18 protein-coding genes are annotated in these 20,168 nt (G+C 41.3%); 13 read left to right on the top strand and 5 right to left on the bottom strand.

The window, feature by feature from the left end; genetic code table 11:
* Position 1: 1 nt before the first annotated feature.
* Positions 2–403 (bottom strand): reverse transcriptase-like protein, encoded by a 402-nt coding sequence (locus tag AC0VZ9_RS19290; RefSeq protein WP_475396633.1) that lies wholly within the window; start codon positions 401–403, stop codon positions 2–4.
* 252 nt (positions 404–655) lie between these two features.
* Positions 656–1,333, bottom strand: a complete 678-nt coding sequence (locus tag AC0VZ9_RS19285) for a queuosine precursor transporter (protein ID WP_009332657.1) — start codon at positions 1,331–1,333, stop codon at positions 656–658.
* Positions 1,334–1,519: 186 nt separating this feature from the next.
* On the opposite strand from AC0VZ9_RS19285, the gene AC0VZ9_RS19280 reads away from it, so the two are divergent.
* Together AC0VZ9_RS19280 and AC0VZ9_RS19275 are read left to right on the top strand one after the other, a co-directional pair.
* Entirely contained in the window at positions 1,520–2,176 is a 657-nt protein-coding gene (locus tag AC0VZ9_RS19280) for a ribonuclease H family protein (RefSeq protein ID WP_019379739.1), read from the top strand.
* A 26-nt stretch (positions 2,177–2,202) separates the two neighbouring features.
* Entirely contained in the window at positions 2,203–2,379 is a 177-nt protein-coding gene (locus AC0VZ9_RS19275; protein ID WP_009332655.1) for a zinc-finger domain-containing protein, read from the top strand.
* Between the two features lie 56 nt (positions 2,380–2,435).
* On the opposite strand, the gene cspD is transcribed toward AC0VZ9_RS19275, so the two are convergent.
* Positions 2,436–2,636, bottom strand: coding sequence for a cold-shock protein CspD (gene cspD / locus AC0VZ9_RS19270; protein ID WP_009332654.1), 201 nt, complete (start codon positions 2,634–2,636; stop codon positions 2,436–2,438).
* A gap of 317 nt (positions 2,637–2,953) precedes the next feature.
* Between cspD and AC0VZ9_RS19265 the strand changes: the two genes are divergently transcribed.
* The 4 genes from AC0VZ9_RS19265 to mntR all read left to right on the top strand — a co-directional run bounded on the left by AC0VZ9_RS19265 (position 2,954) and on the right by mntR (position 9,763).
* Complete coding sequence (locus AC0VZ9_RS19265; RefSeq protein ID WP_475396632.1) at positions 2,954–3,244, top strand: hypothetical protein; 291 nt, start codon at positions 2,954–2,956, stop codon at positions 3,242–3,244.
* A gap of 542 nt (positions 3,245–3,786) precedes the next feature.
* A complete protein-coding gene (gene pulA, locus AC0VZ9_RS19260; protein WP_475396631.1) occupies positions 3,787–6,711 on the top strand; it encodes a type I pullulanase in 2,925 nt (974 codons plus the stop codon).
* A gap of 171 nt (positions 6,712–6,882) precedes the next feature.
* Positions 6,883–9,045 carry a DNA topoisomerase III gene (locus AC0VZ9_RS19255; RefSeq protein WP_019379736.1) on the top strand — a complete coding sequence of 721 codons (2,163 nt, stop codon included), beginning with the start codon at positions 6,883–6,885 and terminating at the stop codon, positions 9,043–9,045.
* A gap of 292 nt (positions 9,046–9,337) precedes the next feature.
* A complete protein-coding gene (gene mntR / locus AC0VZ9_RS19250; RefSeq protein WP_048009428.1) occupies positions 9,338–9,763 on the top strand; it encodes a transcriptional regulator MntR in 426 nt (141 codons plus the stop codon).
* 45 nt (positions 9,764–9,808) lie between these two features.
* Here mntR and AC0VZ9_RS19245 read toward each other — a convergent pair whose 3' ends face one another.
* Positions 9,809–10,027, bottom strand: a complete 219-nt coding sequence (locus AC0VZ9_RS19245; protein WP_009332649.1) for a DUF3892 domain-containing protein — start codon at positions 10,025–10,027, stop codon at positions 9,809–9,811.
* A 143-nt stretch (positions 10,028–10,170) separates the two neighbouring features.
* Here AC0VZ9_RS19245 and AC0VZ9_RS19240 point away from each other — a divergent pair, with 143 nt between their 5' ends.
* Positions 10,171–10,875, top strand: a complete 705-nt coding sequence (locus tag AC0VZ9_RS19240) for a class I SAM-dependent methyltransferase (RefSeq protein ID WP_475397517.1) — start codon at positions 10,171–10,173, stop codon at positions 10,873–10,875.
* Positions 10,872–11,564: an AIM24 family protein gene (locus tag AC0VZ9_RS19235; RefSeq protein ID WP_475396630.1), complete on the top strand. Its 693-nt coding sequence runs from the start codon at positions 10,872–10,874 to the stop codon at positions 11,562–11,564. The genes AC0VZ9_RS19240 and AC0VZ9_RS19235 overlap by 4 nt, the downstream gene beginning before the upstream one ends.
* A 90-nt stretch (positions 11,565–11,654) precedes the next feature.
* Here AC0VZ9_RS19235 and metA read toward each other — a convergent pair whose 3' ends face one another.
* Entirely contained in the window at positions 11,655–12,563 is a 909-nt protein-coding gene (gene metA, locus AC0VZ9_RS19230) for a homoserine O-acetyltransferase MetA (RefSeq protein ID WP_251156223.1), read from the bottom strand.
* Between the two features lie 180 nt (positions 12,564–12,743).
* On the opposite strand from metA, the gene AC0VZ9_RS19225 reads away from it, so the two are divergent.
* The 5 genes from AC0VZ9_RS19225 (at position 12,744) to AC0VZ9_RS19205 (ending at position 20,086) form a co-directional block, all read left to right on the top strand.
* Complete coding sequence (locus tag AC0VZ9_RS19225; RefSeq protein ID WP_009332645.1) at positions 12,744–14,432, top strand: formate--tetrahydrofolate ligase; 1,689 nt, start codon at positions 12,744–12,746, stop codon at positions 14,430–14,432.
* A 14-nt stretch (positions 14,433–14,446) separates the two neighbouring features.
* A complete protein-coding gene (locus AC0VZ9_RS19220) occupies positions 14,447–14,977 on the top strand; it encodes a hypothetical protein (RefSeq protein WP_019379734.1) in 531 nt (176 codons plus the stop codon).
* 229 nt (positions 14,978–15,206) lie between these two features.
* On the top strand, positions 15,207–18,275 hold the full coding sequence (locus AC0VZ9_RS19215; RefSeq protein ID WP_475396629.1) for a GNAT family N-acetyltransferase: 3,069 nt from the start codon (positions 15,207–15,209) through the stop codon (positions 18,273–18,275).
* A 10-nt stretch (positions 18,276–18,285) separates the two neighbouring features.
* Positions 18,286–19,140 carry an amidohydrolase family protein gene (locus AC0VZ9_RS19210; RefSeq protein WP_475396628.1) on the top strand — a complete coding sequence of 285 codons (855 nt, stop codon included), beginning with the start codon at positions 18,286–18,288 and terminating at the stop codon, positions 19,138–19,140.
* Between the two features lie 97 nt (positions 19,141–19,237).
* Positions 19,238–20,086, top strand: a complete 849-nt coding sequence (locus AC0VZ9_RS19205; protein ID WP_475396627.1) for a DegV family protein — start codon at positions 19,238–19,240, stop codon at positions 20,084–20,086.
* Positions 20,087–20,168: the final 82 nt, after the last annotated feature.

Raw genomic sequence — 20,168 nt, 5'->3', positions numbered from 1 at the left:
CTCATTGACCTTTCGTTCTATTTTTGCGAATGGCTGCTCTGGCTAATTCATCCGCTCCTTTGTTTTCGGAGCTGGGCACCCATTTCATAAAAAACAAATCAAATTGCCTTGTAAGCTCCAAAGCATTTTCAAGCAAGGGAGCAAATTTTTTATTTTTAACGAATTCCTTTTCAACGGCCCGGTTAACGAGCTGTGAATCCGTTCGAAAGGATACTGTTTTGTATCCCTTTTCTATACATATTTCCAGAGCATGAATAAATGCACGGTATTCGGCTTCGTGATTTTCCATATTCCCTAAAGGAATGGAATAGCGTTCAACTTGGCCATTAGTTTTAATGAAAATGCCTGCCCCGCTGGGACCCGGGTTTCCGGCACTTGCTCCATCGATATACACTTCAATCAATTAAACTGCCTCCTGATTTTAACAGCATAATAGGGTAAACTAAGTGTAGTTTATCATAAAAATAAGCGATAAAGTGAAACTTCAATAAGTGGGGGGCTTTATCTCCCACTGATTGTTAGTTGAACCAATCGGGCCTTTACGGGCAGTTGGATCCCCCAGTTATCCTCCATTGATACCGCTGAGTCTTTAATTGGGGGAGCCTACTGCCCGTCAGACCGCGATAAAGCAGAAAAGGATACCAAAAATGGCATCCTAATCTTTTACTGGAAAACGTTTAGCAATATAGCCAAACGGGGTATCAAGTATAGCTACTATAAATTTCAGCAAATAAGTGGTGATGAATATCTGAATCCATTCCTCCATTGGAAATACGCCGAGGAAAGCAATGCTTGTAAAAACAAGGGTATCCAATAGCTGGCTGATCATAGTGCTGCCATTATTCCTGATCCAAAATTGGCCATCCTTTGGAAATTTCTTTTTTAAATAGGTAAAAATATAAACATCCGTAAATTGACTGACTAAATAGGCAGCGAGGCTTCCGGCAGCAATCCGCGGCAGAATCGAAAAAAGAGTGCTGAGGGGCTCCTGTGCAAAATCTGTTTCATGCGGTTTAAATAATAAAACCATCTGCATGATGAGAGTCATGGACAGAAGAGTAAAGAAACCAAGCCATACAGCTTTTTTTGCTTCTTCCTTTCCGTACTTTTCATTTAGGATATCCGTAACGAGAAAAGCGGTACCGTACATAGCGTTTCCTAAAGTAGCCGTCAGGCCGAACATCTCAATGGTTTTTACGACTTGAAGATTGGCCATGACAGTAGAGAAGCCAATCCACACGAATAAACCAGTCTTTCCGAACACGCGGTACATAGTCAATACTAATGTGAAATTAATAATTGCAAAGAGAAGTCCAAACCATTCGTTAAACATCATATTCCTCCTAGTTTTGTTAATGCGGGAGTTTACGAACCGCAGGAGATATAAAATTGTCATTGACCATTATACCTTGAAATATACTCAGTTAGTAATAAACTGAGTAAAGTATAATAAGTTCAACTATTGCAAACAGTTCTAATAATGATGACCAGCTAATAAAGTACAGAAAGGCTGACCTTAATGAAATATAAATTGGAATGGAAATATAAACTTAAAGGTAATGAGGATATATTATTTACTTCAGACTGGATTGACGGTGAATCGGCCTTGCAGGCTGGAGAAGATATTGAAAAATCAGGGAAGGGCAAAGAAATAATTTACTATGATGAAGCTGGCACTTCATGGAGCACAAAGGAAATGAGAAAACTTCTAATGGAAGTGGAAGAGGATCCCCACGATATTACCGTATTTTTTGATGGGGGATTTAATAAAGAAACCTGTCAGGCTGGGCTGGGTGCAGTAATATATTTTAAACAGGGCAAAAAAAAGTACCGTGTGCGGGCAAATGAGCTATTTGATGAGATGGATAATAATAATGAAGCAGAATATGCGGCCATTTATTACACTCTCAACCTGCTCGAAGAAATGGGCGTTCATCATATGACTTGTGAATTCAAAGGTGATTCACAGGTAGTGTTGAAACAGCTTGAAGGTGAATGGCCATGTTATGAAGAAAATTTAAACCGCTGGCTTGACCGAATTGAAGAAAAGATTAAAAAGCTTGGTATTCTGCCAAGATATAGACCCATTCCGCGCAATGAAAATAAAGAAGCAGATAAATTGGCCGGTCAGGCACTGCAGGGGAAGTTTATTAACAGCAAAATGCAGATCATATAATCCGATATAAGGAAGGCGTGAATCGTTTGAGCAGGAAGGAAATTATTAATGAAGTGGAGGAGCTGATAATCAGTTACTGCAAAGACTGCTTCCTTCATAAGCATCATAAAGAGGAAAGAGGGCGCAGATATGCCCATCGATTTTGCATTACAGAGTGCACTGTAGGTGAGAAAATTAAATCAATAGGCAGCAAGCTTTCATAAATCAGGAAAAAAATAAAAGGCTGGCAGGTGCCAGCCTTTTTATCGTTATATTTGAATTATAGTTTTACAACGTTTGCAGCTTGAGGTCCGCGGTTTCCTTCAACGATTTCAAAAGAAACTTCCTGGCCTTCTTCTAAAGATTTGAAACCTTCACCTTGGATAGCAGTGAAGTGAACGAATACATCGTCTCCGCCTTCAACTTCGATGAAACCGAAACCTTTTTCATTGTTGAACCATTTTACTTTACCGTTTTGCATGTTTACTTTTCCTCCTAAGCCTGTCAAGACACATCTTGTGCCTTAGATGAATATTACCACCTAACAAAACATAGAGCAGATATTTTTATCTAATAACGGAAATATATTCTGTTAAATGATGATTATAATATACATGAATGGGCACTTTCCGTCAAGGAATTAAAACGCTTTTTTACAAAAAACAATAAAATATTTAAAATATTTCAACTTTTGTTTATTTGAGAGTGAAATGCAATGTTCACTAGTCAATTGATAACATAAATTAGAGATTTTCTCATATTAATTATTAATTATCTTGTTGGCAAAGGGTGAGGAAAATGTATCGGTTTTCCATTGAGAATCAAGATTGGATCTTGAGGTTTTCACCCAACATCCAAATAGAAGCAGAAGAGAAGCAGGCCATCATCAGCTCGATCCTGCAGCTTGGCAAGGATCTCCCTCTATACTCACATGGAGAGTCATTTCTTATTATGAATGACCAATTAGGCATCATTGTATTTAATGTTGAGAAAATTCCATCCATGATTTTGACGGTCGCAAACATTGTTACAGAAAATAAATGGTACATCCAAAATAACCTGACAATAAAGCGCTATCTTAAAGAATGATCGGCAAAAGCCATTTTTTTGATAGAAAAAAATTTTGATCGCCGATAACTTTCCAGCTCCACAAGGAATGCAACGACAGCTTTATCATCGCACGACTAAAAGTGTCAGCTTTTAGGAGGAGCGCCTGCCCCTCGAGGTCACAAGGCTGTCTAGTTGCGGCTCCTAGTGACGAAAGACTAGCCAATCCCTTCCAAGGAAAGTACACTTCTTGCAGGGCTCGTCTTATGCTTGTCGTCCCTGTGCAGTCGCCTCTACATGTAGAGCAGCCTTCGAAAAAAGGAAAAGAACTCCTTTCCGAGAGGCTAGTCGTGTGCTTGATGCCCACAGGTTAAGGAAGGCTTCGACGGTATACACACCGCACGACCAAAATTGGCAGCTTTTGAGAGATATGGCGTTCTTACTGCAAGGCGCTTGCGCTTTTCTTATTGCAAGCAAATTTATTAGGTAATAAATCACAGGGTCTTCCGCCTTATGCAAACGCTTTCCTGCATGGATTAATATATAATTGCAGGAAACTTTAAACAATTTGCAAAGGAGGACTTATGTTGAGAGGGTATAAACAGTTTATTTTTCTGGCCGCTGCTATAATATTGGCGGCATCCAATCTTTTATCCCCATTTATGCAAACGATTGCATCAGCTGAAAAATCGACACAAGGGCTCGATCAGACTACTGCAGTCACTATCCATTATCAGCCTGCAGAGGGCAATACGAAAGATTGGAATTTATGGGTATGGCCTAAAGATGGCGAAGGTCAGGTTTTTGAATTCACTGGTGAAGATGAATTTGGACTCACTGCAGAGATTGTACTCCCTGGAATCCATGATGAAGTTGGGTTTATTGTCCGTACTGACAGCTGGGAGAAGGATGGGGGAGACCGATTCATCAATGTACAGAGCGGCAATGATGAAGTATGGGTAAAAGCAGGCGATGAACATACATATACATCACCGCCTGATGGTGAGTACAGAGACTTTCCGGCATTTGGAAGGGTGAAGGTAAAACTCCACTACTTTCGATATGACGGTAATTATGAAGGCTGGAATTTATGGACTTGGCCAGAAGGCAAAGATGGCAAAAGAGTTGATTTTGCAGCAGAAGATGATTTTGGGAAAGTTGCTGAATTTGAGCTTGAAAATCCGGAAGGTATGACAAAGGCCGGATTTATAGTCAGGAAGAGCATAGAAGGAAATGACTGGGCAGGCAAGGAATTTAGTGATCGCTTTATTACAAAGTTCGATGAAAATGGGAATGCAGAAATATGGATTGTTCAGGGAACAGAAAGAATTTATTACAATCCAGCCTATATTGAAAAAGATCCAAAAATAGTGAATGCTTCTATGGATACTTTTAATCAGATTACGCTTGAAACCAATTTTCCTTTCCAGTGGAGGGATTGGGAATCCATCATTGAAATTGACAATGCCAATATTAAAGAAGTTGTTCCTTTTGACGGGGACGAGGAAAAGGATTTTACAAATAAAGTAAGAGTGATAACAGAAGATAAACTAGACTTCAGGCAATCATATAAAATTTCTGCAGTTTCATTCGGAGAGGCAGAGGTGAAGATTGGGGATATTGTCAGATCAAAGGAATTTGATGATGCTTTCTATTATGATGGGAAGCTGGGAAACCAGTATACGAAAAATCAAACCTCCTTCAGGCTTTGGGCTCCTACAGCAAGTGAAGCATCGATAGTGCTTTATGACAGCTGGGATGATCAGACTGCTGCAGAACTGCCTCTTAATAGAGGTGAAAAAGGAACCTGGACAACTGTTCTAAAAGGTAATCAAAATGGGCTGATTTACAATTATAAAGTTAAAATCGGAGGGGAATGGACAGAAGCGACTGATCCCTATGTCCGGGCTGTAACAGTGAATGGCGACAGGGGCGTTGTGATGGATCTGGATTCAACCGACCCTAAAAAGTGGAATAAACAGAAGCCGAAGTTAAAGAATCCAGAGGACTCCATCATTTATGAAGTTCATATACGGGACCTTTCGATTCATGAGGACAGCGGCATTAAGCATAAGGGGAAGTTCCTTGGAGCTGCTGAGAAAAGCACTTTAAATTCAAAAGGAGAAAAAACAGGTTTAAATCATATAAAAGATCTTGGAGTCACACATGTTCAGTTCCTTCCGATTTATGACTACCGGACAGTTGATGAAACAAAACTGGACGAACCACAATATAACTGGGGCTATGATCCTAAAAACTATAATGTGCCGGAAGGCTCGTATTCTACTGATCCTTATGATCCAGCTGCAAGAATTACAGAATTGAAGACAATGATTCAGGAATACCATAAAGAGCAGCTGCGGGTTGTAATGGATGTTGTGTATAATCATGTATTTGCAGTAAATGAATCCAGTTTCCATAAGCTTGTTCCAGGCTACTATTTCCGCTATAACGAAGATGGAACACTTGCCAATGGCACAGGAGTCGGCAATGATACAGCTTCGGAAAGAAAAATGATGCAGAAATTTATCGTCGACTCTGTTGCATATTGGGCTGAGGAATATAATCTTGATGGATTCCGCTTCGATCTGATGGGCATTCATGATACTGAAACAATGAATAAAGTAAGAAAGGCATTGGATAAAATTGATCCTACTATCATTATCATTGGGGAGGGATGGGATTTAAACACACCACTGGCAGCTGAAAGAAAGGCCAATCAGAAAAATGCCGAAGATATGCCTGGCATTGGCCATTTCAACGATGGCATCCGGGATGGTTTAAAAGGCAGTGTGTTTGATGAACTGGATAAAGGTTTTGTAAATGGTAAACAAGGCATGGAAGAATTTGTTCAGCAAGGAATTGCAGCAGGATTGGAATATCCGGGCACTATGGCCACATACAAAGATCCTGAACAGGCGGTTACCTATGCTGAGGCGCATGATAACCACACTCTTTGGGATAAGCTTGAACTGACTAATCCAGACGCAGCGGAGGAATCAAGAAAGAAAATGCATAAATTGGCTTCTTCCATTATACTGACATCCCAAGGAATCAGCTTTGTTCATGCAGGCCAGGAATTCATGCGGACAAAATACGGGGATCACAACAGCTATAAATCCCCTGACAGTGTAAATCAGTTAGACTGGGACCGCCGAACAGATTTCAGCGGGGAAGTAGACTATTTTAAAGGTCTGATTAAGCTCAGAAAGCATTATAAATCGTTTAGAATGACATCAGCTGAGGATATTCAATCAAAGCTTGAATTTATTGATGCCCCAGATAATACGGTGGCTTATAGACTGGATGCAAAAGGCCTAAAAGATAGAGCGAAAGAGATTGTTGTAATCCATAATGCAAATACAGAAACAGCCAAAATAACACTTCCAGGCAAGGGCCCTTGGCATTTGCTTGCAGACGGAAAACAGGCAGGGATAAAAACCCTAAAGATATATCAGTCAAAAACAATTGAAGTACCTGCACAAACAAGCTTTATTCTAAAAAGATAAGTAACGGAGGAGAATCCTGTCAGGGGATTCTTCTTTTGTTTTGCTTAGCGGAACAGATTGTTTTAAAAATTTCATAACTATATAGGTATTTTAACTCCCTTTGCTAAATTTTTAGGTTAATATTAAAATAGATGTCTACAATTTGTTCTACAATGCAAAGGGAGCTAAAGTATGAAATTGATAATCGCGGAAAAACCCGATCAGGGTATGACGCTGGCTTCAATTTTTAAAATGAAGAAACACCAGGGATATATTGAGATCCTTCCGAACGATATATTTCCCCATGGGGCTCATGTTACTTGGGCTATAGGCCACCTATGCCAGCTGTCTGCCCCTGAAAAATACAAGAAGGATTGGAAAAAATGGTCATTGGATACATTGCCCATAATTCCGGAGCAATTTCAATATGAAGTGACAAAGGATAAAGCAAAACAATTTAATATAATCAAACAGCTTGCTTCTAATCCTAACTTAACAGAAATTATCCATGCTGGTGATGCAGGGAGAGAAGGCGAGCTTATCATCCGGAATATTCTAAGGCTTACCGGTACCAGAGTGCCCATGAAAAGGCTCTGGATCTCTTCCTTGACACCTAAAGCCATAAAGGAAGGGTTTCTTACCCTGCTGGATGAAAGTGACACAAGGAACTTATATTATGAAGCCTATACGAGAGCATGTGCCGACTGGATCGTTGGCATGAATGCTTCACGATTATACAGTCTTCTTCTGCAGCAGAAAGGCTTCTCGGATGTTTTTTCAGTAGGAAGGGTTCAGACTCCCACTTTAGCTTTAATCGTAAAAAGGGAACAGGAAATCCAGAATTTTGTTTCCGAACCTTTCTGGGAAGTAAATGCACAGTTTAAAGTAAACGGGAAAAAATATACCGGCAAGTGGGAAAAAGATGGGGAATCAAGAATTAAGACGAAGGAGCTTGCCGAAAAGATTGCGGCATTCTGCAGGGACAAAGATGCACAGGTAGAAGATGTGCAGGCCGAAAAAAAAGAATTCCTGCCGCCGATGCTTTATAACCTTTCTGCATTGCAGGCAGAAACCAACCGCAGATTCAAATTCCCGCCCAAAAAAACACTTGATGTATTGCAGAAGCTTTATCAAAAAGGAATCGTTTCATATCCTCGCTCAGATTCCAGGCATGTAACAGAAGGAGAAGCGGAAATGTTTCCGGAGATCCTCAGGAAAATGGAAACAAAAGATGAGTATAAGGAATTTTTCCCTTTGCCTTCAAGCTCGATTTTGCAGAATAAACGGTATGTGAATGATAAAAAGGTAACTGATCACTATGCTATTATTCCGACCGAACAAGTGCCCGACCTGGTAAGATTATCTTCGGATGAAAAAATTCTCTATGACCTGATCGTTAGGAGCTTAATAGCTGCACATTATGGAAAAGCTGTAACAGAATATACAACTATTAAAACCCTTGCAGATGGAAGAGCTTTGTTTTTATCCAAGGGAAAAGTACAGCTTGAAGAAGGCTGGAGAAAAGTGATTCCGCAGCAGGAGAAGGAAAAGGAACCGATTCTGCCTTTATTGCAGGCGGGTGATCAAGGTACAGTGTTAAAGGCGGATGTAAAAGAAAGCAAAACCCAGCCGCCAAAAAGGTATACGGAAGGCCAGCTGATTACACTGATGAAAACGGCCGGGAAGCAAATCGAAGATAAGGAACTTGAGAAGGTCCTGATGAAGACGGAAGGCCTTGGAACGGAAGCTACAAGGGCGGGAATCATCACAATGCTGAAGGAGCGCAAATACATTGATATAAAGAAGAATCTTGTATATGCAAACTCAAAAGCAAAAATCCTGATAGAAGCAATAGGCACAGAAATACTGGCTTCTCCAGAAATGACAGCCAAATGGGAACAGCGGCTGAAGGATATTTCGGATGGTCAGGCATCCCCCAAACAATTCATGGAGCAAACCAATAAAATGGTTGGCCATTTGATTTCCGCCTCCATTGAACATGCGGGAAAGTGGACATTCTCTGAGGAAGATAAAGAGGGGTTCACGCCCGGGAAATTCAAGCAAAAAAGAGCAGTCAATCTGGGCAAATGCATGCTGTGTGATGGTAAAGCTGTTGATAAGGGGAGCTTTTATGGCTGCTCCAATTATAATAAAACAAAATGCACTTTCACTATTTCCAAAAGCATTATGGGCAAGACGATGACTCAGAAACTGATCAAACAGCTACTGAAGGATGGGGAAACAGACTTAGTTGAAGGTTTTACAAGCAAAGGAAAGGATAAAACATTTTCAGCTAAATTAACCTGGGACCGACAGGAGAATAGAGTCAAATTTCTCTTCCCGCAAAAGACCTGAATTTGCTTGCTGCAGCGTATTTCCTTGTCTCCATTTTCCAACTGTAGTAAAATCGTTAAAGTCTTATAATTGTTAATGAATGAAATAAAGTGGACATGGCGCTCTGCGCATTTATAATATCTGAATTTATATCTTTGAATTTTGAGAATGGTCTAGCTCGAGCGGCTACCCCCTCGAGATCACAAGTCAATCCTCCCAAAGAGGCAAAGAACGCCTTTCTGAGAGGCTCGTCTTGTGTTTGTCGGGGGTGGGCAAGGCGCTTGCGCTTTTCTAATTGGCAGGAGGTTGCGTAATGCCAACACCAAGTATGGAAGATTACATTGAACAAATATATATGTTAATCGAGGACAAAGGATATGCCAGAGTTTCTGATATTGCCGAGGCTCTCTCTGTACATCCCTCTTCTGTGACAAAAATGGTTCAGAAGCTTGATAAGGATGAGTATCTAGTTTATGAAAAGTATCGAGGGCTTATTTTAACGCCAAAAGGAAAAAAAATCGGCAAGAGGCTTGTATATCGGCATGAACTTTTAGAACAGCTCCTGCGTATTATTGGAGTTAAAGAAGAAAATATTTATGAAGATGTGGAAGGCATTGAACATCACCTGAGCTGGGATGCCATCGATAGGGTTGGCGACTTGGTTCAGTTTTTTGAAGAGGATGATAGCCGCATTGGAGTGCTGAGGGAAATCCAGCGTAAAAATGAAGAAGAACAGTAAAAACCTGACTGCTTTCGTCAGGTTTTTTTCATGCACCGGACTTTTTTAATAGAAGCTGGGAAAATCATCAAAAGATGACGCAAAGGAAGGATTCAGATATATCGAACCATCTTCGTTTTCATAAATTTGAATACCTTCAATCAAGCCTTCTTTAGCCTCCAATAGTGCTTTCCGATAAGAAATGATCCTTCCTCCGGAAGTCTGGAAGGAAATAATCTCTTCATTGTTGTTTCTGTAGACTGCAGTCAGCTGTTCACCGTTCATATAAACACTCCTTATTCATTTTCTATCAGTATTGTTGACTTTTTTAACATTTTATAATCAGAGGTATTTTTGATAATCTTAGCGAATTTAAAATATTGGGAACTTTTTTAATGAACAATCGTATGCATACACGGAGGGATATGATGAGCACTTTTAACTGGTCTGCAGAAGCAGAGAGGCTTTGGGATGAAAATTCGGAATCATGGAATGCAAAGAGTGCAGCAATGTGGGAGGAAGGGAGCCGAAAGGATATCATCTCCTTCTTCGAAAAGCATGTCAAAAAGGGATCTGCCGTATGTGACCTTGGATGCGGTGATGGGTATGGTTCATATAAACTTGCTCTGGCTGGCTATAAAGTTATCGGGATTGATGTCTCTGAAGAGATGATACATAAAGCAGAAAAATTGAACGAAAAAACAGGTGCGGTATTTAAGAAAGAAGACATTTCAGATCTTACCCTTGAAGAGAATGCACTTGATGCGGTCCTTGCCATCAATTCACTGGAATGGACAGAGAGCCCGCTGGATGTATTAAAAGAAATTCGGCGAACTGTTAAGCCGGGCGGAAGGGCATGTATAGGCATTCTTGGTCCAACAGCTGCACCCAGGGCTAACAGCTACCGCAGGCTTTATAAGGAAAAAGTTATCTGCAATACCATGATGCCGTGGGAGTTTGAACGGCTTGCAAAAGAAAACGGATGGTCAAAGATTGATGAACTTGGTGTTTATAAAAAAGCATCAGACCAGCTTTCAAAAGGCTCGCTGACGGATGAGCTAAAGCAATCATTATCTTTTATGTGGATCTTTATGCTTGAAAACAGGAAAAATGAAGGGATGAGAAGAGAATGAGCAGATATTCAATTGAAGAGTTTGTAAAGCAGACAAAACAGCAGGATAAAGGAGAAGGATTATTTGAACTTGAAACACCAAGGATGCTCGAAATTAATTTAACCAGCCAGGTTTGGGCTAAAGCAGGCGGGATGGTTTCCTACCGCGGCCAAATTAAGTTTGAACGCGAGGGGATACTCGAGCATGGCTTAGGAAAAATGTTTAAAAAGGCACTTACTGGAGAAGGGGCAGCTTTAATGAAAGCTACGGGCAACGGAAAGCTGTACCTTGCAGACCAAGGAAAGAAAATTTCAATTCTGAATCTCGATGGAGATGCCATCTTTGTAAATGGGAATGATCTGCTTGCATTCGAGCCTTCCATCTGCTGGGACATTAAGTTAATGAAGAGGATGGCAGGCATGCTTGCAGGAGGTTTGTTCAACGTCCGTTTAGAAGGAACAGGAATGGTGGCTATCACTTCTCACTATGAGCCGCTGACACTCTTGGTTACTCCTGATAATCCGGTGTATACGGATCCAAATGCGACAGTTGCATGGTCAGGTACACTGCAGCCGGAATTTGTGACAGATATCTCATTTAAAACGTTCCTTGGAAGAGGAAGCGGAGAGTCGATCCAAATGAAGTTTTCAGGCAACGGCTTTGTAGTAGTTCAGCCATTTGAAGAAGTGTATTATGCTCAGCAATCATAAGGAAAAGCCGGTATTTGAGAGGGGCAAACCTCTCAAATACCGGCTTTTTTCATGCTTTGCTGCAAATTAAGTTATCCGTTCACTGCACTATTAATCCCAATCATAAGGAGTTTCCTGGTAAACATAGTAGTTCAGCCAGTTGGAAAACATTAAATGGGCATGTGACCGCCATTTATTATGGGGGTTTCTGCCGGGATCATTATTCGGGAAATAGTGTTTTGGCATAGGGACCTGCAGGCCTCTGGTTCTGTCTCTTGTGTATTCTTCCGCAAGTGTGCCTGCTTCATATTCCAGGTGTCCTGTTACCATGATTTGTCTTCCGCTGTTGGCACTCATGATGAAAGGACCCGCTTCCTCAGATGATGACAGGAGCTTGACTTCCGGGTGTTTCAGCAATTGCTCTGTATAAACATCAGTATGGCGCGAATGCGGAGCAAAGTAGATGTCATCGAATCCTCTCAATAATTTCTCGCTTCTGTCATGGACTTCATGAAGGTAAACGCCTGAGCACTTTTCAGGCAGCTCATATTTTCCGATTCCAAAGTGATAGAATAACGCTGCCTGTGCTCCCCAGCATATATGCAGGGTGGAAGTAACATTCGTTTTCGTCCACTCCATTATTACGGTTAGTTCCTCCCAATAGTCCACTTCTTTAAAGTCGAGAAGCTCTACAGGTGCTCCAGTTATGATCATCCCGTCAAATTTGCGGTTTCGGACTTGCTCAAACGTAGTATAGAATTGTTCGAGATGCATAGGACTGGTATTTTTTGATTGATGTGTGGCAGTTTTTAAAAACGAGATGTTCACCTGTAAAGGCGTATTTCCAAGGAGTCTTAAAAGGTGTGCTTCGGTTTTTTCTTTTTCAGGCATCAAATTCAGGATGAGGATATTTAATGGGCGAATATCCTGCTGTTTGGCACGATCCTCATCCATGATAAATATATTTTCTTCCTCTAAGATCTCCCTTGCAGGAAGCAGCTTAGGAATTTTTATTGGCAAGTGATCATCTCCCTGTGCAAAAATTCAATTAAACTTATTATAAAGACGATTCGAAATTGTATCAATGCTTCACTGTGTGAAAATGCGAAAATATCAAAAGTAAATGACAATATTTCGATTCGGGGATGGTACAATATAGCTGTAAGGAACCTATACATATTGGATTCTAGGGGGATAAAAATGAATGTGAAACCGATTGTGAAATCAGACATTGAAATTGCCCAGGCATCTGCAATGAAGCCTATTGCGGAAATAGCTGAAAAAATCGGGCTCTTAGAGGATGATCTGGAGCTTTTCGGCAAGTATAAAGCAAAATTATCCGCTGATACCTTAAAGAAATTAAGTACGAAAGAAAGCGGGAAAATAATTCTTGTCACCTCCATTAATCCGACACCTGCAGGAGAAGGAAAATCCACAGTAACAGTCGGTCTTGCCGATGCTTTCAACAGACTTGGCAAAAAAGCTATGGTCGCGATGAGGGAACCTTCTCTTGGGCCAACTATGGGAATCAAAGGCGGAGCAACCGGCGGAGGGTATTCGCAGGTTCTGCCGATGGAAGACATCAATCTGCATTTTACCGGTGATCTTCACGCAATCACTACAGCCAATAATGCATTGGCTGCCCTGATTGATAATCACCTCCAGCAGGGGAATCTGTTAAATATTGACCAGAGAAGGATAGTATGGAAGCGTGCCCTGGATTTGAACGACCGTGCATTAAGAAAAATAGTCATTGGCCTTGGAGGGCCTGTACAAGGTGTTCCGAGAGAAGATGGATTTGATATCACTGTGGCTTCAGAAATTATGGCCGTCCTATGCCTTGCCTCCGACCTTCAGAACTTGAAGGAAAGACTGGGGAAAATGGTGATAGCATACAATTATGATAAACAGCCGGTAACAGTAGCCGATCTTGGAGTGGAAGGAGCTCTTACCTTGCTTCTTAAAGAAGCAGTCAAACCTAATCTGGTGCAGACAATTGAACATACACCGGCATTGGTTCATGGCGGCCCGTTTGCCAATATTGCTCATGGATGCAACAGTGTGATTGCAACTGCCGCTGCCTCCAAGCTGGCTGACTATGTAGTGACAGAAGCCGGTTTTGGCGCGGATCTTGGTGCTGAAAAGTTTTTAAATATTAAAGCCAGAACAGAGGGCATTGACCCTGAAGCAGTGGTGATTGTAGCTACAATCCGTGCTCTTAAAATGCATGGCGGCTTGTCAAAAGCAGAATTGGGCAAAGAAGATACTGAAGCACTCACTAAAGGCTTTGCTAATTTAAAAAAGCATATTGAAACAATTGAAAGTTTTGGCCTTCCGTATGTAGTGGCTATTAACCGGTTTATTTCCGATAGCGAGAATGAAATAGAGGTTCTTACAGAACTTTGCAGTGAGGCCGGCATGCCAGTGGCGCTGACAGAGGTTTGGGAAAAAGGCGGGCAGGGAGGAATTGAGCTGGCCGAGAAGCTCCTGGGAATTTTGGATGAAAAAGCAGCGAATTTCAGCCACCTATATGATTTATCTTTGCCTCTTGAGGAGAAAATTCTAACAGTAGCCCAGACGGTTTATGGCGCAAGCAAAGTGGAATACTCAACTAAAGCCAAAAAGCAGATAAAAGACTTTGAAAGCTTTGGCTGGGGCGTCCTGCCGGTTTGTATGGCTAAAACACAATATTCATTATCTGATGATCCTTCAAAGCTTGGAAGGCCATCAGATTTTACCATTACTATACGCGAGCTGAAGCCATCTATTGGTGCAGGATTCATTGTAGCACTCACCGGTGATGTGATGACTATGCCTGGATTGCCTAAAGCCCCTGCAGCCATGAACATGGATGTAGATGAAGATGGGAATGCTGTCGGTCTATTTTAAGGGGGAATTAGCCCATGTTTGACCCAACGGCCTTTGAGAATATGAAGGTTGTAATGGAAGGCGGATTCTATGACCGGGATCTGGACGGTGAAATAAGAATCGTTGATCGAAATGACATATTAAACTCAGCTAAAATGAGCCGGAGGTATGACATTACTTTCACAGACATTGCAAAAGGGCTGGCAGAGATTTTCTGTACCTTTACAATGGAAGCGGGATTGGATAATCTCGCAGCTGAGCTATTGCCTCAAGGGAAATCTGAAAAGCTGGCAGGCTGCCGGATTAATGTAAAATTTACAATTAAGCATCCACAAGATTCAAAAGCATTTCTGCAAATCCGTGAAGTTCTGCGTCATATCTGGGGCAGCGGACGGAAGGTCGAACAGACTGTAAAATACAACCCTGAAAATATGAAGGCCTTGGCCGAAACAGAAACCGTCATTTCTTTTAACCGGCTTATTCATGAAGAACAGATAGATGATCTGAATGAAATGATCACTTATATGACCGCTTCGATGAAAGCTTTAAGAAAAGTCTATATTTAATATGAATGCGTCTTGCCGAAAATAGCAAGGCGCTTTTTTCGTATGGAATTTATACGGAAAATTCAAAATTATATTTACAATCATTTACTCTGATAATACGATTAAGAAGGAATGGAAAAACATTCCGAATAATATCAAAAGGAGGAGAGGCAAATGGTTTTGGTTATCATTGAAGGAAAAGGAATTGAGAAGGGTAGACAAGACGTAACCTAGTCAGGAGGACAAAGGTATGATTCAAAGTACAGACAAAATAGTCATTGCAGAGTATCATGAGGGCTTTGCGGCAGGAATAGCAAAAATGTGGAACTTGAGCAGAGACAGCTGGGGCGGAGATACCAGTGTAATGACTGAAGAACAAGTAAAAACGAAGGAAGCGAATAATGGCAATATTACTTTATACTTAGCGCTGGATGGTGAAGAGGTCGTAGGCTATTGCGGGTTATCGGAATATAAAGAAGATACGGGATCCCTATACATCCCTCTTTTAAATGTAAGGCCGGATTACCATGGACGGAAAATAGGTAAGATGCTTGTGCTGAAAGCGCTGCAAAAAACAATTGAATTGGGCTGGCCGCGCCTTGACTTGTATACATGGCCAGGAAATGTGAAAGCTGTCCCGCTTTACAAAAAATGCGGTTTCTTCTGGGAAGACAGAGATGATACAACACACTTAATGAATTTTATTCCGGCTGTTCATCAGACACAGCTTTTGAAACCTGCCTTCGAAAAGCTTGATTGGTATAGCAGCAGCATGAGAGAAATTGACGTGAAGCCAGATGGAATCAAAGAAAGCGGCTTTACATTTTACGAGTATTTATGGGAGAGCGGTGAAGTGTCTGCAAGAGTCAGGTTTGAAAGAACGGGCAGAGGAATCAGTTTAATAGAAACGGATGATTACCTTCTAGAACTATCCATGGATCATCATGAAGTAATCGAAAATGAAATCCAAAATTTCCAGCTCAAACTCATCAATAAGACGGGAGTTCCTGTTTCTTTTAAGGCTGAAGGCAATAACCAGGGAAGAGTCGAAGCTGTTTTCGAACATGACCTGATGGCCGAGAGTGACGCGGTAATTACCGGACAATTCATAGTGCATAAAGGGGAAGAGCCTAGTATCTGGAAAACGCATCCTTCATTAGAAGTTAAGGTGTGGGTAAATGGTGAGGAGTGTGAATTGCGCCTTGGTCTGCTGCCTAAGCAGCCAGCCAAAATTACAGGCGGTTCAAAAGGGAATCTCAGGTTTATAAATCAGGAAGCTGAATTGGAAATTGAGGTTGAGAACAACCTTGAAGAAGACGCCGTATTTCACCTTTCATTTCCTGTAAGTGATCTTGTCGAATTAGAAGAGCGGGACTTTAGAATAGAGCTTCACAAAAAAGGGCGTAAGTTGCTGAAGGTGCCTTTCATTGTTAAAAAATATGGCTTTTATCAGCCGGAAATGGCAATATTGGCAACAAAGGAGAATGGAGACGAACTCGCTTTTTCATGCAGCTCAATGGGCATCCCCATTAAAAGCTTCGGTCAAAAGTTCGGGGGAGAGTCAAAGGATTATTGGCATATCTGCAATGGAATCTGCCAGGTGAATATCCGTAAATTGGATTATAAAATAACGGCTGGCAGGAACGAAAGTGTTAACCAGCCTTTCGCGTTTTTTGCTCCTAAACTTGGGAAACCCTTTTCAGCTGAATTTTCAAAGGCAAAGCCGGCGGCAGCAGAGTGGTTTACAGATGACACGGCAATCACTTTCAAATTGGTATTCAAGTCTGAAGCATTTACAGGTATTCTTGTATCATTGTATACATCCCTATATGGTGAAGGCCTTGTTAAAATATGGGCTGAATTGACAAACGAAGGGGATGAAAAATATGAGAATCTGTATTTCAGCCAGCCGTTATATTATGAAATGCAGAAGCCGTATTTCCCCCTGGATAATGAAGTAATCGAGTTTTCTGACATAAAAGAATTGGGGTTCATGGAGTTATCAGGTATAACCGAAAATTGGTTTTTCGCCGATCATAACGGCGAGCCGGTTGGATTCTGCTGGCCGAAAAATGCGAAGTCCAATCCTGATGGGTGGCAATTTTACTATCAGCAGGAAACTGGCTGCATTGAATCGGGAGATCAGATAGTATTGGCACCTGGCTATTTATCAATAGGAGCTTTCCGGACATGGGAAGAAATGCGGCATTTTGCAGGTGTCGGGACAGAGTATGAAAAAAATGTTTACCATGAAAAAGCACTAATTATCAATAGGGGAAATCCAGTTGCAAAAGAACAGGATACAGCAGAATTCACTCTTAAAACATATCGTTCTAGTTATCTTAATGGCACTATTGATTTATATTTAAATACAGATAAAAAACAAACCTCAAATTTCAGTCAAGAACAGGAATTAAGTGTGTTCAAATCCAATTTTCCTATTAAGGATACGGAACCTCTATCTATTATAAATGCTGAAATTACCCTTGACAGTGAAAAGAAGCAAGTAAGGGAACTTCTGCTTGTGCCCCGGGGTAATGTCCGTATGCTTACGGAAGAGCATGGCGGCAAGACTGTTTATATCATGGATAATGGCATCATTAGTTTAAAAGGTGCACCGGATTTTTATCCTGGCTTATTCTCATTAACCTATAAAGAGAGGGAGTGGCTTGATTCATCCTTTCCCGAACCGGTTGCCAAAGGATGGTGGAACCCATGGACTGGCGGCATGAAAACTGTGCCATCGCAAATGAGTGTGTTCTCGCTATTGAAGGAGTCATCTTCTGCTGAATTTACCAGTGTTAAAGATTCGTATGGAAACGAATGGTCTGCATTGGCCATCCGTACGAAAGTTGTCCATCACTCCATATGGAAAGGCCTTGAATATACACAGTATTTCGCGTTATTGCCGGGAGTGCCGCTCCTTGCCCATTGGGTAAAAGCGGAGAATGCAGGCGGGAAGTACCTGTTAAATGAAAAATGGATTACAGATTTATTTATAGCCGGTAGCTCATTAAAGGATCTTACTCTTACAGTAAGTGACAAAGGAGCAGAATCAGCATATCAGGCCGGAGTTGAGGAGCAGTCATTTGTTCTAATTGATGGATCCCGTATTTCCAGCTGCCTGTCTCCTGAAAATATGTATGTAATGAGAAGTAAAGATAATGAATTCCTTGGAGCATATATGAATAAAGAAGCATTCGAAGTTATTTCGGAACGAAAAGCAGGCCCATTGGCCAAACCGGGCTTTATTGCATTTGATGAAAGAAGCTTCGAGGGCAGACTGCTTAATAGACTCCACAACCTGGAATTCTGCTAAAGGAGAAATTATGAAAGTCATAGATGCACATATTCATTTTTCTGATATTAAATCATTTCATCATACTGCCAATGAACTCTCACTTGTAGATTATTCATACCATGGGCATCAGCAGGAGTTCCAAAAAGCTAATGTAGTCTTGAGCATTGCAATGGGGCTTACAGAAACAGAAAATATGGGCTTTCCGGATTATGAAGCAAGAACGCCTATGGGGCTTGACCTGGATGATAAGATACCGGCTAATGTTGTTTACTGCGCTGGCATCAATCCATATGATCTCAATGAAGGAGCTCTTCAAAGGCTGGAGGATAATCTGCAAAAGCCGAACGTGGCAGGGATCAAGATTTACCTGGGATATTTTCCTTTCTACGCCTATGATGATGTTTATGAACCTGTGTACGAACTCGCTGCAAAATATGGAGTTCCTGTTGTATTTCATACAGGAGATACTTATTCAGAAAGGGGATTGCTTAAGTATTCTCACCCGCTGGCTATTGACGAGGTTGCTGTTAAACACCGGAATGTTAATTTCATGATGGCTCATTTTGGAGACCCATGGACTTTGACAGGAGCTGAAATCATATACAAGAATCCAAATGTCTATGCGGATCTTTCAGGCCTGATTGTCGGTACAGAAAAAGAATTGAAGAAGCGCAGCAAAGGAAGATTTTTGGATCATCTGAGGCATGCTTTAGTGTTTGCAGATTCTTACGATAAATTGCTGTTTGGAACTGATTGGCCTCTTGCGCCAGTAGGTCCTTATATTGAATTTATAAAAGAACTCATACCTGAAGAGCATCATGAAGATGTATTTTACAATACCGCTATAAAGGTTTTTCCTAAAATCAAGCCTTTTCTGCCATAGAACCTGCGGCTGGAAGAGAAATCTTTCACTTCCAGCCTTTCAAATAGTCTTAATTACATACATACACGTATAAATATCTTAAAAGGGGGCGGCTATAGTGGATAAAATTGCATGGGTAACAGACAGCACTGCTTTTTTAAATAACGAGTTAAGAGACCATCCTCACATGTACCAGATTCCGATGACCATCATTATGGATGGCAAAGAATATACAGATGGAGTTGATTTAACACCGGAAGAACTTTATGCGAGCTTAAAAACCCTTGATACTCCTCCAAAAACTTCCCAGCCATCAATTGGTGCTTTTCAGGAGTTATATGAAAATCTGCAGAAGGACTATGACTGTATTATCGCAGTGCTGGTATCGGCAAAACTCAGCGGGACCGTTTCTTCCAGTGAACAGGCCGCCCAGCTGGTTGATATACCAGTATACAGCATAGACTCCAAGATATTATCATACCCTTTAACAAGATTAATCCTTAAGGGGATGGAATTGGCAGAAGCCGGACTGGATATTAAAGAAATTATCCGCAGGCTTGAGGCACTCCGCGATACGGGAGAAACCTATGTCCTCATTGGGAGTCTTGAACAGCTTCATAGAAGCGGCAGGATGTCCGGAGTTCAGTTTTTCCTGGGCAGCATGCTAAATGTAAAGCCGATCATTTCAGTTCGTGATGGGGAATTAAGCGTAAAAGAGAAAGCCAGAAGCGAAAGAAAGGCAAAAGACAAAATTGTGAATCTGCTCAAGGGTGCACATGAGAGAAAACTGCTGAAGGAAGTATTCATCCTATACGGTTTGCATCCGGAAGAAGCGGAGGCATGGAAGAAGGAGCTCCAGGAAGAATTTAATGGAGTTGAATTTGGATGCTATTCTTTGGGGGCTACCATTGGCGTCCATGCAGGAGAAAATACACTTGGCATCAGCTGGCTGAATGGCCTGGAATAAAATAGCTTAGGGACCTGGTGCAGGAAATCAAATACTGGTTTCTGCACCATTTTTTTATCGGTGCAGTCTTTAAGAATGAATC

The sequence above is a fragment of the Cytobacillus sp. QJM3NY_8 genome (assembly GCF_056173585.1).
Note: the sequence above shows the minus strand (reverse complement) of the source record. Positions and strands in the feature narration are given on the sequence as shown.

Coding starts and splice junctions, on each gene's coding strand:
- AC0VZ9_RS19255 (WP_019379736.1), top strand. CDS start 6,883: ATGAAATTGATAATCGCGGAAAAACCCGATCAGGGTATGACGCTGGCT.
- mntR (WP_048009428.1), top strand. CDS start 9,338: ATGCCAACACCAAGTATGGAAGATTACATTGAACAAATATATATGTTA.
- pulA (WP_475396631.1), top strand. CDS start 3,787: ATGTTGAGAGGGTATAAACAGTTTATTTTTCTGGCCGCTGCTATAATA.
- cspD (WP_009332654.1), bottom strand. CDS start 2,636: ATGCAAAACGGTAAAGTAAAATGGTTCAACAATGAAAAAGGTTTCGGT.
- AC0VZ9_RS19215 (WP_475396629.1), top strand. CDS start 15,207: ATGATTCAAAGTACAGACAAAATAGTCATTGCAGAGTATCATGAGGGC.
- AC0VZ9_RS19235 (WP_475396630.1), top strand. CDS start 10,872: ATGAGCAGATATTCAATTGAAGAGTTTGTAAAGCAGACAAAACAGCAG.
- AC0VZ9_RS19245 (WP_009332649.1), bottom strand. CDS start 10,027: ATGAACGGTGAACAGCTGACTGCAGTCTACAGAAACAACAATGAAGAG.
- AC0VZ9_RS19210 (WP_475396628.1), top strand. CDS start 18,286: ATGAAAGTCATAGATGCACATATTCATTTTTCTGATATTAAATCATTT.
- AC0VZ9_RS19265 (WP_475396632.1), top strand. CDS start 2,954: ATGTATCGGTTTTCCATTGAGAATCAAGATTGGATCTTGAGGTTTTCA.
- AC0VZ9_RS19220 (WP_019379734.1), top strand. CDS start 14,447: ATGTTTGACCCAACGGCCTTTGAGAATATGAAGGTTGTAATGGAAGGC.
- AC0VZ9_RS19280 (WP_019379739.1), top strand. CDS start 1,520: ATGAAATATAAATTGGAATGGAAATATAAACTTAAAGGTAATGAGGAT.
- AC0VZ9_RS19240 (WP_475397517.1), top strand. CDS start 10,171: ATGAGCACTTTTAACTGGTCTGCAGAAGCAGAGAGGCTTTGGGATGAA.
- AC0VZ9_RS19285 (WP_009332657.1), bottom strand. CDS start 1,333: ATGTTTAACGAATGGTTTGGACTTCTCTTTGCAATTATTAATTTCACA.
- AC0VZ9_RS19225 (WP_009332645.1), top strand. CDS start 12,744: ATGAATGTGAAACCGATTGTGAAATCAGACATTGAAATTGCCCAGGCA.